An 11780-nucleotide genomic window follows, 5' to 3' on the forward strand; every position below is an offset into this window, starting at 1 on the left:
GAGGGCGCGGACATGTGCGCCCTCCCCGACCCAGTGAGGTCAGATGTTGACGCCGTAGTCGCGGGCGATACCGGCCAGCCCGGAGGCGTAGCCCTGGCCGATGGCACGGAACTTCCATTCGCCGTTGTGCCGGTAGAGCTCGCCGAAGGTCATGGCGGTCTCGGTGGAGGCGTCCTCGGTGAGGTCGTAGCGGACCAGTTCGTTGCCGGTACTGCGGTCGACGACGCGGATGAACGCGTTGGTGACCTGCCCGAAGCTCTGGCCACGCTGGTGCGCGTCGTGGATGGAGACCGGGAAGAAGATGTTGGTGATGTTCGGCGGCACCGCCTTGAGGTCGACGTTGATCACCTCGTCGTCTCCGTCGCCTTCGCCGGTGAGGTTGTCGCCTTCGTGCTGGATCGACCCGTCCGGGGAGCGCAGGTTGTTGTAGAACACGAAGTGCTGGTCCGACAGGACCTTCTTGTTCTCACCGGTGGCCAGTGCGCTGGCGTCCAGGTCGAATTCGTGGCCGGTGGTCGAGCGCGCGTCCCAGCCCAGCCCTACCGCAACTGCGGTCAGGTTGGGGGCCTGCTTGTCGAGGGAAACGTTGCCGCCTTTGGCAAGGGTGACGCCCATGGAGGTCCTTTCACACAGGGGATAGGGGCGTGCATACAGATGTTTGCCACCCCCGCAGATGTTCGAGCACGCTCACCATAGATCGTGGGGATTCGGTCATGCGAGAGGACGCGCGATTTCGGTGCAAACCGGTTCGCGTGGCGCGTGAACGGTTGTCTGCCTTGAGTAGTGAGCGATCCCGACACCTCGACTGGAGCTGGTTCTGGTGCTACCAGAAGGCGTGCGCGTTGTCTGTATACCCAGTAAATGACTCGGCCGGACACGCAGCGGGGATCGACGGTCGGCGTGCAATCTGCACACCGAGGCACGTGGGTGCCCCGTTTCGTCTGGGTTGAACTGGACCCTGAGCTATCGCCGAGCAGCGGAACGGCGATGGTGGCAGCACGGAGACCGGGGACAGTGATGGACGGCGATGTCGTCCACCTCAGTGGCATCTATCCGCGTGTGGCCGGTCGACGGTACTCGGGGGCGTGAAGGGCCGACTGGGGGATTAGCGGAGGTGGTGCGGATTGGCTCAGCTGGCGCATGCACGCCTGACACTGCGGTCCTGTGGGCGTCCGGTCCTCACGGGGCGCAGCCGAGTGCGTCGAGCGCGGGCGACGTTTCAGGGAGCTTCGCGACGTGTCATTTGTCGCAGGCGATTCCGTCCTTGTCGCGGTCGAGCTTCGTCGAATATCCGGGCTCACCCTTGTAGATCGGTGCCGCGCCGGCGGCTCGCACTTCATCGCAAGATCCGTAGCTGACCGTCGATTTCGGTACGGGCGGGGGCGTCGGAATCGCGACCGGCGCCGGTGGTGGTGCCACGGCAATGGTGGTGGTAGGAACTACCGGGGCGACCGGCTGCACGGCAGCCGGTGAGGTGCTGACCGGAGCGGCAACCGTGGTCATTGTCGGTGCCGGTCGTGACGTGGTGGTCGGCCTGGCGCTCGATGCGTCGACGACTCGTGCAACGGACGCTGTCGTGGTCGGTGTGGTGCTGGACTGGGTCTTGCTGCTTCCGCATCCGGTCACGAGCACAGCGCCGGCGATCAGGGTTATCGCAAAGGTCGTCTTCCTCACCAAGGGCATGTAATCAGACAAACCGGATCATGTGTATCGGTCAGCCGATATACATCGCCGACACGGAAGGGGCTCACGGCGTGCGTCGCCGAGACGCCGCCGTCCCGCCGCATCAGTGTGGTCACGGTGAGTGCGCAAGGGCGGGCTGACCTCTCGGAAGGCCCGACCCGGAAATCGCCGTCAACCTGTGCAAGCAAGATATAACCGTGATCGAACCCGATTGCGTGCCTGGCCAACTTCATCAAGCATCGAGCGCGTCAATGGAGCTACCGATGTCGAGACCCGACTCATCCATGAGTGCGAGGCCACACAGGATGCCGACGCGCTCGGCGGGTTCCCAACTAGCAGCTTCCGTGGCGATGCGAGTCGCCGCATCAGTAGCCGCGTCCGTCGGCACCTTGCCCTGTGCTGCGGCGAGCAGCAACTCCGGAAACAGGATCATTTGATCCTCTTTGACGCGGGTTCTGGCGAGGAGTGCGCTGATAGCCGAGATCTGATCAAGAGGGGTATCACCCCACCATATTTCACTAGGAGTGCACCATCGCAGCATGCAGGCAAGGAGCAATCCGTCGTAGTAGGAGCGCGCTATGGACGCAAAGTCGAACATGGGCCACCGAGGATCGGTGTTAAGTGTTTCTTGCCGTCGAGCGTGAATTGCGGATCCGACAGCGACTAGAGCGACTACGGCCAGCAGTCCGGCAGCAATCCACAGACTGAGGTTCATAGGATCTCCCTGGCGGTTGTGTAGGTGACTCCGGTGTCTCGGGAAGCCAGCCGGCATGAAGACACCGGGCGGTGCACCATTGTGACACCTCGGTAGTGCGGTGATCCGATGTTCGGGGGAGCTCGGTGGCGAGATAGCCCAGGTCCGGGCTGAATCCGATCGTCCGTGGCAGCGGCGACGGCCACCGATGACCGGCGTGAAGTTGGTCTGATGGAGGCCCCGGACCGCAATTTTGGTCCGAACGCCCGTGTGGACACAGTCCGCGACGAACTCGCCACCACCACAGCGGATCTCGTGTCCGCCCAGGCAGCGGCAGCCCGGAAACGAGCCGTAGAGCTCCAGGACGAACTCACCGACGCACGCCGCGCCAGACCCGAGCAGATGTGACAGCACGGATGCGTCGGACCCAGCCGCGGCGAGCTGATCGGGAGCCGTCGCGCCGGTTGCGACAACGGGCAGTGTCATCACCGGGAGGCTCAGCATGGCGTCCGCCGGCGCCGCCTTTGTTTAGGTCAGGACGCCGTTGCGCAGCACCAGCCGATAGGTAGTGTCCACGTTGGTCAGGTGCGCGTCCAGCGTCAGGTGCTCGTTACCTCGGCGACTCAGAGGAAGTCGTCGGCGTCGTAGCAGGTGCGGGCCTTGGTGACGATGGCATGCGCGCCGCCCCATGAAGTCGACGTAGCGGTGCGTGGCGGTCGGCGGGTGCGGCTACAGGTGGGCGGGGTTGCTGTCGTACCGGCCCAGGTGGCGGTGTAGATCACCTTGACGTTGTGGCTCACCGAACCGTAGTAGCCGCGGCCAGGCGTTCTCAAGCGGCCGGGGGCATCGTGATGGCCTCGGCGATCTCCGGCCCACCTGGGGCGGGAGCGGGCCATCGAATTCCGCGCCCTGCAGCGCGATCTCGACGCGTACCTGGCACGACCGGACCTTGCGGATGCTCAACCAGGGAGAACCCGCCCATTAGTTACGTTAGCGGCTGTCTGGCCCGGTCAGGGTTCCTCCCGCGGGCGACTCAATCACCGGGCCAGCCGAAACCGCTGATCAGCGAGCCAGCGGGGTTCGGCGGGCCGGAGATCCAGTGACCGCCGGCATGTGCGTCGGATCCGCCCTGTAGAAGTGCAGGTATGACTGCCGAGTTCACTGCCAGGGGCCGCGACGGTGTCGACGAGCTTGAAGGGATTGGCCGTCGGCTGATCGTCGATGGATACCTGAAGGGCGACTCGGTGCTCACCCCCGGTGCGGCCGTGTGGAGCAGCGACAACTTCGCCGAACTCAAGCGGATCTACATCGACCGCCCCGACCAAAGCCCGGACAAGGGCTTCTTCGACAAGCTTCGGGTCCGGTTCGACGACGCCTCCGACGGCGCCATCCAACTCTTCGCCGAACTGCTCCTGCTCAATGTGCTGCCCCTGGCGAACTATCTTGGCAAGACCAAGGTCAACCGCGTCGAGCAGGTGCTCGACATGATGGCCAGTCCCGTCCCGGTTCCCGACGAGATCGTGCGGGCCGCGCAGATCGGTGCCTTCAACGGAGGCACCGCATTCGGCGTGCGTCGCTGGTCCCAGATCTGGCTGCTGATCTTCTTCGGCCTGCATCTACATGCCCTGTCCGACGAACGCCGCGCCAGGATCGCCGAGGACCCGCTCGAGTTCCGGGACGCGCTGGCGGAGGTGGCCAGGCCCAACGAGCCGGCCCAGCGCGCCGCCCTGTGCTATCTGGCGTTCCCGAAGTTCTTCCTGCCATTGGTCAATGGCAAGGACCGCAAGCTCATCCGTGACACCTTCGCGTCGTACCTGGATCGGCCGGTGTCCCCGGACGTCGAGGTCGACCTCCACGACATCAACCGCGCGTTCGAGGCCGAGCAGAACCGGCCCATCGACTATTATCGCGATCCGTGGGTATCGATGTGGCGTCCGGCCAAGGCCGCCAAGAACGATGCGGTCGACCCCGAGACCGTGGACGACGTCGATGTGTCGTTGCTCGACGCCGACCTGCCCGATCCGGGCCAGGAACTTGCAGACCAGCTGCACGTCGATCTGGGCTGGTTGGCCAAGTGCGTCACCCTGCTTCGCGACCGCCCGCAGTTGATCTTCTACGGACCGCCCGGTACCGGAAAGACGTACGTTGCAAAGGCGTTGGCGCGGCACCTGGCCGACGGTGCGGACAATGTCAAGATCGTCCAGTTCCACCCTGCCTACAGCTACGAGGACTTCTTCGAGGGCTTCCGCCCGCTGCCTGCGGGCAACGGGCAGGTCGGGTTCGAGCTCAAGCCTGGACCGTTGCGGGTGCTCGTCGAGCGGGCCCGCGGCCACCCGGATCAGGTGTTCGTGCTGATCATCGACGAGATCAACCGTGGCAACCTCGCCAAGATATTCGGGGAGTTGTACTTCCTGCTCGAGTACCGCGACGAGGCCATCGACCTGATGTATTCGTCGCAGGACACCGAGCCGTTCACGCTTCCGCGGAATCTGTTGATGATCGGCACGATGAACACCGCGGACCGGTCCATCGCCCTGGTCGACGCGGCGATGCGTCGCCGTTTCGGGTTCCTGCCGTTGCATCCGGCGCTCGCGCCGACGAACCAGATGCTGCGGCGGTGGCTGCACGCCCGCAACTACCCGTCGAAGGTCGCCGATCTGCACGATGCGCTCAATGCCCGCATCCCGGACCCGAACTTCCAGATCGGGCCGTCGTATTTCATGCGCCCGGCCGTGCACAACGCCGGCGGCCTGAGTCAGGTGTGGGAGACCTCGATCCTGCCGCTGCTCGAGGAGTACCACTTCGGTGACCGCACGGTGGACGTCGAAGCGACCTACGGCCTCGCGGTGCTGGAGAAGATCGCCTCCGGGGGTGAGTCCCCTTGACGGCGCTGACGCTGCGTGAGTTCCCCGCGTGCCGGCACGAGCGCGGGTGGTGTGACCGGTGCCGCCCCGAGGTCGGCCTGACACCCTCCCAGGCCGCGGCGCTGGCGGCCAGCGATCTGGTCGCGGTCACTCCGACCCTGAGCCCGGGCCGGTTCGCGCTGGCCGCGAACAAGAAGGTCGGCGCCGTCACCATCGGGGATCTGCACGTGCTCGTGGAGCCGAAGGTTCCGGTCGACCGGCTGCTGTGGCTTATGGGCTACGTGCACGACCCGAAGTTCTGGACCACCCACACCGCGGCCCTCGACAGCCACGCCGAGCTGATCCCGGCGTTGGCGGAGGGGTTCACCCGGGCCACGCAGCGTGCCATCGAGACCGGGCTGCTGTGCGGCTACCGCACCGTCGAGGAGTCGGGCGCGGTGCTGCGCGGCCGGCTCCGTGCGGGCGAGCAGATGGGCCGGCGCTTCGGCCTGGCCTTGCCGGTCGAGGTGCGCTACGACGAGTACAGCGCGGACATCGCCGAGAACCAGCTGTTGCTCGCCGCGACCCTGACGCTGCTGCGGATGCCGCGGATCCCGCAGCGGCTGCGAGCCCGACTGCTCGGGCTGCGCCGGGCACTCGGCGAGATCACCCCGCCGGTTCCCGGCACGGAGCAGCCCCGGTGGCACCCGACCCGGTTGAATACCCGTTACCACTGGGCGCTGCAGCTCGCCGAGCTGGTGCTCGCGAACCGGTCGGTCCAGCAGCGGATCGGTGACGTGACCGTCTCCGGCTTCGTCGTGGACATGTGGTCGGTGTACGAGGACTTCCTGATGACCGCGCTCGGCGAGGAGATCGCCGAGCGCGGTGGGCGGGGCGCCCGCCCCCGGCGGCCGGAGCCGGACCGGTTTCTCGACCACGGGTGCACGGTCACCATCGAACCGGACCTGACGTGGTACGACGCCGAGGGGAGGCCGGTCTCGGTGGTCGACGCCAAGTACAAGACCGCGCACAGCGGGGTTCCGACCGCGGACATATACCAACTCGTGGCGTACTGCACGGCGCTCGGACTGTCGCACGGCCATCTGGTATACGCCCAGGGCGAAACGGCGCCGGCGACCGTGCAGGTAGTCGGCGCCGACATCACCATCGTTTGTCACGCGGTGGATTTGACCTTGCCGCCGGACCGGTTACTCGCGTCGATCACCGGACTCGCCGACCGCATCGTCGAGAGAACGGCAGGTCCTGTCTGACGATCCTTGTTCGGTCAGTGGCTCCGCCTTCTCCCGTGCCCGGCAAGCTGTGCGGGTGACGACCCCTGGCACGCACGCTTCCGCGGTACGAGAACTGGGTCAGGATCTCGGGTTCCTCGACCGCTATCCGTCTTCGGCGTGGTTGGTCGCAGTGGTGCCCAACCGCATTTTCTCGATCGCGTCATCGTGCGAGCCGAGACCATGCGTATCGGCGGTCCTCTCAAGGAAGCGACGCAGATCGTGCGGCGGCAAGATCATCACGGTGGTCCGTCCCACCGTCGTCTTCGATACACCCGTAGATTCGCGTGTCGCCCGGAAGAAATCTGTCGGTCCCGTCGCCGTCGTGCAACCAACCCTTCGACGAGGAATCCGACGCCGTCGCCCTCGCCAACGACACACGGGTACGGACTCAACGCGAGGGTATTCACCGAAAATCTCAGCAGGGCTCACCGGATGGCCGCGACACTTCGGGCCGGGACCTGTGGGTCAATTGCCTCTTCATCCGGTATCTCACCCCGCCACCGCGTGGGGACCCGTATCTGACCGGGCTGCGATTCACCCCGCCGCTGAGACTCAAGCAGTACCACAATTGCGACGTGAGGTCGCACGCAAGGAGTGGCTATGCCGATTGGAGGGTCAGCCGGAACTGACGACGTAGCCCGGGTCAGTGTCTGAGACCTGTCCCCACCGTACGTATAGGCGCCACGCTCGTATGCGCGGTCAACATCCAAGGCGTGGAGGCGCCGAACGAGGCAACCCCGGGTTCGACGACTGGCGTGGCTTATCAAGCAGCTCCAAAGACGTCCCCGGCGACGTTCAGGTCGAAGCGGCGTTTCCCGAACGGTGGCAACAAGCCTGTGAGCATCTCGACGCGGTGCGGGCGGATCCGAGGGTACTGACCGACGGCCGCTCCAGTGACATCGTTTCCTTCTGTCTCGAGCAGTCCAACCGGTTGGGCGGTAGGCCCACGGGGACCGCCGCGAATTCTCTCACCAGCGTGACGTCGTCGAGCGACGCTCGAGGGACAGTGGTGCAACAACTGCGGAATGGGTGCCGGCGGCGCCGAAGCAGACCGAACAGCCGGACACCGCGGAGCATTCATCGTTTGTCGGCACTGACCACACGTGAACAGCGGCAACTGCATGCACTGCTCGCCAAGATCCTCCCCGGTGGTCGATGACCTCGGGCGGATTCCCGAAATCCGACCTACTGTCGTCCGATGATCCACCCTGCACGCCACGCCGCCAGATCGCAGCTGACCGTGACGTGCAGCGCGGCCGTGAAGGTTCCGGGCATGAAACCCGAACCCGCTCGGGGCGGCAGAATCTGTGCGAGGCGGGCGCTCACACAGGGTGGATCGGTGGCACCTCATCAAGGCTTCCCCACCAACCGATACCGCTCTCGTCGGCTCTGCTGCGCTCGGACACCGTCCCCAGCGGCTCGCCGATTTCGAAGTTTGCAACGTCTCGTCCGTACTGATCGACACTGATCGACCGGCTGCTCGCGGCGGGCATCGAACGTCGACGGAAACGACGACCTCGGGCAGCACAACGAGTGGTCAGCTCGCGGGCGCTACGACCCGCTCCTCGTCGGGTAAGCATCCACGGCGACCCGATGGCCAGTACATCATCGAACCCGGGGACATGCCGCGTCGGCCTCCTCGCTGCCGGCCTCGACGGTGAGTCCGCTCAGCAGCCGTGTCAATGGCTCGGTCTCGACGTCGGACGCGGGACGGGACAGGTAGAAGCAGGCGTGGAACTGGCCCCGGTCTTCCTTGCCGGCCGGGTCCAGTCCGCGGGCGTGGACCGCGTCGAGCGTGCTGTCCCGTTCGTGGGGGGAGGCGAAGCGGCGCTGGGGGAACACGTATCCGACGGCCTGGCCCGCCCCCAGTGACATCCGCCGCGGCGCCCTTCCGGCGAAAACACCGGCCCCGCACACCCTGTCGTGAGTGCGGAGTGGACTACCGGGCGCGCACCGCAAACGTGTCACCGCCGGCGGACCGGCCCGCTGCCCGCCGGGACGTGACGCGGTTCGAAGTTCATCCCACGTGTGACGGGTGGTCAGTGCAGATCCCGCCGTCGAAGGCTCCACCAGGCCACCGCCGCACAGACCACCGAGACGGCCATCGGGGCGAGGAACGGCTCGAGCGCGATCCCCTGCGCGAGCATGTTGCGACCCCCGTACCAGTGCCAGGGTGAGGCGAACCGCAGGAAGTGCAGGCTCTCGCTCGACACGGCGACGGCGTTGAGGAGGTTTCCCACCACGGCCACGGTTGCGGCGGTGGCGATCGCCGCCGACCGGCGGCCGGTCCAGGCGCCGGCAGCGAACGCGATCGCGCCGTGCATCAGCCCGAAGGCGGTCGCCGCGAACACGGCCGCGACGAGTCCGGGGATCGACACGCCCGCGAGCAGACCGAAGGGTGGGGAGAACGCGAGAAGGCTCGCGGTGGTGACGATCCCGAGGCCGAGCGACAGCGCGAGGACGGCGACGAATCGTTCGATCAGGACACGTCCGCGGGTCACCGGGTTGGACAGGAGCAGTTCGAGGGTGCCGTCCTCCTCGCTCCCGCCGATCGCGTATGCACCGGCCCCGATGGCGAAGATCAACAGCAGGACCGGCAGTTCGTGATCCCGATGCCTGAAGTGCGCCCCGGGGGTGATCCCGGCTCTGTCGCGGTGGTGGCGGCGCTGCTGGTGCAGGCGGCCAGCGAGGGTGTGGCGCGCGCTGCGCCTGCTCGTCGATCAGCGGAATAGCCGGGATCTGCTCGCGGCCGTCCGCGAGGACGCGCTGCACTCGTCGAGCTACTCGGACACCGGCTATATCGACCTGCTCGAATCGAGTCCACCGACACGGCGCACTCTCGCGCAGCGCGCGATGACCAACAACCGGGTTGCCGCCGCCTACGAGCGGCTGTGGCGGCCGACCGTCGTCGCGGCGCTGAGCCTGCACGGACTCTCCGTGGTTGAAGAGCGCGCAAGGGCCGCCGCGGCCCTGCAACTCGACGGCGAACAACGAGTGCTCGACGTGGCGATCAGCCCGCGGACCAGCGCCGTCGACCGCATCCCGTCGGATTCCGGGGCCGCCCCGGATTGTTGAGCGGGCATAAACCTATTCACGAAACCGGACTCCCGAGGGTTCACTGATTTCCGGGTAGCCCGTCCAATCTGCAGGAACCGTCCCCGACCGCGCGCAACGCCGTCGTAGATGAGCAGAACCACGGTGTCGAGTTCACTGCAGTCATGGTCACGAGACCGGAGATGTTGAGCGTGCTCGCGAGCGCCTCATCCACCGTGCGCGGCGCGGGCAGGAAGCTGCGCATTCCCACCGCGTCGAACCCGGATCGGCGATGACCTCGTCACCCGACGGTCAAGTCACCGTGCATGTTCGAATGATACGTGCAATGGAACGGGTAGGTACCGGGTGTCGGCGGCACCGTCAATGTTGCGGTCTCGCCGCCCTCGATCTCGACGTCGAACGTGCCGCCGGTGTCCGCGGTCACCGTGTGTTCGGCCGTGTCGCTGTTGCGAATGGTGACCTGCGCGCCGGGCGCCACCGTGGCGGGCACCGTGTACGCGAATCCCGAGATGACGATCTCGTTCGTTCCCGCCGCCACCGCCCCTTCGGAGGACGGCATCGCCGTCGTGTCGGTGATCGTCGGGGTGGGTGCGTAGTCGACGGTGCTGCCGCCGTCATCGCTGCAGGCGGTGAGCGCACACGCCGCGACGACGGCAGCCGCCAGCAGAGCTGCGGAGAGCTTCATACCCGATACCACGAATCATCGACCCATTCCGTTCACCAAACACGTGAGAGAAATTTCGCCCGCCCCGGTGAACCTGATCGGACAGTCGTTCGGGTGTATATCCAGAGGGCGACCGGACGTTTCCCCGACCGACACGACACGGGGTCGCATGAGCGCCACCCAATCCCGAGATGAACAGCGACTGGTCGGGTCGTTTTGTGCAGTGCTGATCGGCCTGGCAGCGTTCACCTGTGTGGGCGCAGCCCTGGAGCTGGCATCGCTGCGCCACTGGAACGAATTCGATCAGTTCATCCCCTGGTTCGTCCTCGCTCCTGTGGCGGTGGGCATCGTCGGGCTGCCTGATTTGGCCACCGAACCACGAGGGCACGCGGCTGTTCGACGCGGCTGAGGCGATCCGGCAGCGCATCGGCCGGGGTCCGGTTCAAGATCTACCAAGTCCGCTACGAGGCCTCCTGGCCGAGTTGCGTGCGCGATGGGCGACCACGATTTTGACGATGTGTGGGCGGAGGGTGCTGCTCTGTCCACCGGCGCAGCGATCGCCTACGCTCGGCGCGGTCACGGTGAACGCAGACTGCCGACGAGTGGCTGGGCTCACTCACACCGACCGGGTGACATCGTCGACCTGGTCAGCGGGCAGCAAGGAGATTGCCGCGCGGCTTTTGTCTCGTACAGTGCCACCTCACCCATGTCTTCACCAAACTCGGCCTCACTTCCCGCGTACAACTCGTCCAAGACGTTGTCCGTCACGCCTGACCGGCAGCGCCGGGCGCGCAGCAAAGGACATACCGTCATGCGTGTCGGTGCCGGTCCACAGTCGTGCAGGTTGAGACCGGCTTCTAGGAATTGAAGCGTGCCGCTGTCGCCGGATGCGCCGATGTGACAGGGCGGGGTGTGCCCGGATCAGGCGCCGGCTGCGTGGATCAGTGCCTGGCGCTGGTTGGCTCCGAGTCCACCGATCCGTCGGGTCTCGGCGATCGACAATTCTTCGAGGAGTTCTGCGGCTTTCACCGGTCCGACGCCGGGGAGCGCCTTGAGCAGGGCAGTCACCTTCGTCTTCTTCACGGTTTCGTCGGTTTCGGCTTTGGCGAGGACTTCGGCGATGCTCAGCTCGCCGGATTTCACGGCGGAGAGGAGTTCGCTACGCGCTTTGCGGGCTTCTGCGGCCTTCGCCAGTGCCTCGGCGCGTTGTTCCGGGGTCAAGACAGGCAATGCCATGAGGTGCTCCTTGCTGCTCTGTTCGGCCAGATCGCCTGGCCGGCTGTGGTGATGATCGTGCCAGGTGAGGCCATGACGATGTGCGCGTGGACCGGGCGGGTCGTGCACAGCTCATGGCCGCAGTGCTTGCACGCGGATGCCCGGGGTGCTGATCTGAGCTCTGCGCGGCCCTCTCTCCGACCGGCGTGTAGGTGAAGGGTGAGCAGAGGGATGACAGGGCTGCCGATCCCGACTGGTCCCCGGCATCGTCGATCCGGAAGCCCGCCTGGCGCCGCCACCGCCGCTGGCGCGTTCGTGTGCCTGGGTGGCCGAGG

At 66.2% G+C, this 11780-nt stretch carries 14 protein-coding genes; 6 read left to right on the forward strand and 8 right to left on the reverse strand.

What is annotated here, in order from left to right; all coding sequences use genetic code 11:
* Positions 1–39 precede the first annotated feature (39 nt).
* Together JWS14_RS40100 and JWS14_RS51910 are read right to left on the reverse strand one after the other, a co-directional pair.
* Complete coding sequence (locus JWS14_RS40100; RefSeq protein WP_072943909.1) at positions 40–615, reverse strand: TerD family protein; 576 nt, start codon at positions 613–615, stop codon at positions 40–42.
* A gap of 624 nt (positions 616–1239) precedes the next feature.
* Positions 1240–1503 carry an excalibur calcium-binding domain-containing protein gene (locus JWS14_RS51910; protein WP_241031613.1) on the reverse strand — a complete coding sequence of 88 codons (264 nt, stop codon included), beginning with the start codon at positions 1501–1503 and terminating at the stop codon, positions 1240–1242.
* Here JWS14_RS51910 and JWS14_RS51915 point away from each other — a divergent pair.
* Positions 1424–1687 carry a hypothetical protein gene (locus JWS14_RS51915; RefSeq protein WP_241031614.1) on the forward strand — a complete coding sequence of 88 codons (264 nt, stop codon included), beginning with the start codon at positions 1424–1426 and terminating at the stop codon, positions 1685–1687. The two genes, JWS14_RS51910 and JWS14_RS51915, sit on opposite strands and share 80 nt — an antisense overlap.
* Before the next feature lie 228 nt (positions 1688–1915).
* On the opposite strand, the gene JWS14_RS40110 is transcribed toward JWS14_RS51915, so the two are convergent.
* On the reverse strand, positions 1916–2398 hold the full coding sequence (locus JWS14_RS40110; RefSeq protein WP_206015735.1) for a hypothetical protein: 483 nt from the start codon (positions 2396–2398) through the stop codon (positions 1916–1918).
* Between the two features lie 249 nt (positions 2399–2647).
* Here JWS14_RS40110 and JWS14_RS40115 point away from each other — a divergent pair, with 249 nt between their 5' ends.
* The gene (locus JWS14_RS40115) at positions 2648–2785 is read left to right on the forward strand and encodes a hypothetical protein (protein WP_206015736.1); all 138 of its coding nucleotides are present in this window, start codon (positions 2648–2650) and stop codon (positions 2783–2785) included.
* Positions 2786–3000: 215 nt separating this feature from the next.
* Here the strand turns inward: JWS14_RS40115 and JWS14_RS40120 are convergent, their stop codons facing one another.
* The gene (locus tag JWS14_RS40120) at positions 3001–3177 is read right to left on the reverse strand and encodes a hypothetical protein (RefSeq protein ID WP_206015737.1); all 177 of its coding nucleotides are present in this window, start codon (positions 3175–3177) and stop codon (positions 3001–3003) included.
* Between the two features lie 345 nt (positions 3178–3522).
* On the opposite strand from JWS14_RS40120, the gene JWS14_RS40125 reads away from it, so the two are divergent.
* Entirely contained in the window at positions 3523–5262 is a 1740-nt protein-coding gene (locus tag JWS14_RS40125; RefSeq protein WP_206015738.1) for an McrB family protein, read from the forward strand.
* Positions 5259–6491: an McrC family protein gene (locus JWS14_RS40130; RefSeq protein WP_206015739.1), complete on the forward strand. Its 1233-nt coding sequence runs from the start codon at positions 5259–5261 to the stop codon at positions 6489–6491. The genes JWS14_RS40125 and JWS14_RS40130 overlap by 4 nt, the downstream gene beginning before the upstream one ends.
* 1626 nt (positions 6492–8117) lie before the next feature.
* Here the strand turns inward: JWS14_RS40130 and JWS14_RS40135 are convergent.
* Positions 8118–8387, reverse strand: coding sequence for a hypothetical protein (locus JWS14_RS40135; protein WP_206015740.1), 270 nt, complete (start codon positions 8385–8387; stop codon positions 8118–8120).
* 164 nt (positions 8388–8551) lie between these two features.
* Complete coding sequence (locus tag JWS14_RS40140; RefSeq protein ID WP_241031615.1) at positions 8552–9097, reverse strand: ABC transporter permease subunit; 546 nt, start codon at positions 9095–9097, stop codon at positions 8552–8554.
* Positions 9098–9203: 106 nt separating this feature from the next.
* Between JWS14_RS40140 and JWS14_RS40145 the strand changes: the two genes are divergently transcribed.
* Positions 9204–9587, forward strand: a complete 384-nt coding sequence (locus JWS14_RS40145; RefSeq protein ID WP_206015741.1) for a hypothetical protein — start codon at positions 9204–9206, stop codon at positions 9585–9587.
* 259 nt (positions 9588–9846) lie between these two features.
* On the opposite strand, the gene JWS14_RS40150 is transcribed toward JWS14_RS40145, so the two are convergent.
* A complete protein-coding gene (locus tag JWS14_RS40150; RefSeq protein WP_206015742.1) occupies positions 9847–10251 on the reverse strand; it encodes a cupredoxin domain-containing protein in 405 nt (134 codons plus the stop codon).
* 148 nt (positions 10252–10399) lie between these two features.
* Between JWS14_RS40150 and JWS14_RS40155 the strand changes: the two genes are divergently transcribed.
* Positions 10400–10639 carry a hypothetical protein gene (locus JWS14_RS40155; protein ID WP_206015743.1) on the forward strand — a complete coding sequence of 80 codons (240 nt, stop codon included), beginning with the start codon at positions 10400–10402 and terminating at the stop codon, positions 10637–10639.
* Between the two features lie 512 nt (positions 10640–11151).
* Here JWS14_RS40155 and mihF read toward each other — a convergent pair.
* Positions 11152–11466 carry an integration host factor, actinobacterial type gene (gene mihF, locus JWS14_RS40160; RefSeq protein WP_206015744.1) on the reverse strand — a complete coding sequence of 105 codons (315 nt, stop codon included), beginning with the start codon at positions 11464–11466 and terminating at the stop codon, positions 11152–11154.
* Positions 11467–11780 lie beyond the last annotated feature (314 nt).

It is taken from the genome of Rhodococcus koreensis, from assembly GCF_017068375.1.
In the GTDB taxonomy this organism is placed as follows: domain Bacteria; phylum Actinomycetota; class Actinomycetes; order Mycobacteriales; family Mycobacteriaceae; genus Rhodococcus_F; species Rhodococcus_F koreensis.

What these genes read in the sequence shown, in the direction of transcription:
- JWS14_RS40100 (WP_072943909.1), bottom strand. Translation starts at nt 615, where the DNA reads ATGGGCGTCACCCTTGCCAAAGGCGGCAACGTTTCCCTCGACAAGCAG.
- JWS14_RS51915 (WP_241031614.1), top strand. Translation starts at nt 1,424, where the DNA reads ATGGTGGTGGTAGGAACTACCGGGGCGACCGGCTGCACGGCAGCCGGT.
- JWS14_RS51910 (WP_241031613.1), bottom strand. Translation starts at nt 1,503, where the DNA reads ATGACCACGGTTGCCGCTCCGGTCAGCACCTCACCGGCTGCCGTGCAG.
- JWS14_RS40110 (WP_206015735.1), bottom strand. Translation starts at nt 2,398, where the DNA reads ATGAACCTCAGTCTGTGGATTGCTGCCGGACTGCTGGCCGTAGTCGCT.
- JWS14_RS40125 (WP_206015738.1), top strand. Translation starts at nt 3,523, where the DNA reads ATGACTGCCGAGTTCACTGCCAGGGGCCGCGACGGTGTCGACGAGCTT.
- JWS14_RS40135 (WP_206015740.1), bottom strand. Translation starts at nt 8,387, where the DNA reads ATGTCACTGGGGGCGGGCCAGGCCGTCGGATACGTGTTCCCCCAGCGC.
- JWS14_RS40150 (WP_206015742.1), bottom strand. Translation starts at nt 10,251, where the DNA reads ATGAAGCTCTCCGCAGCTCTGCTGGCGGCTGCCGTCGTCGCGGCGTGT.
- JWS14_RS40155 (WP_206015743.1), top strand. Translation starts at nt 10,400, where the DNA reads ATGAGCGCCACCCAATCCCGAGATGAACAGCGACTGGTCGGGTCGTTT.
- mihF (WP_206015744.1), bottom strand. Translation starts at nt 11,466, where the DNA reads ATGGCATTGCCTGTCTTGACCCCGGAACAACGCGCCGAGGCACTGGCG.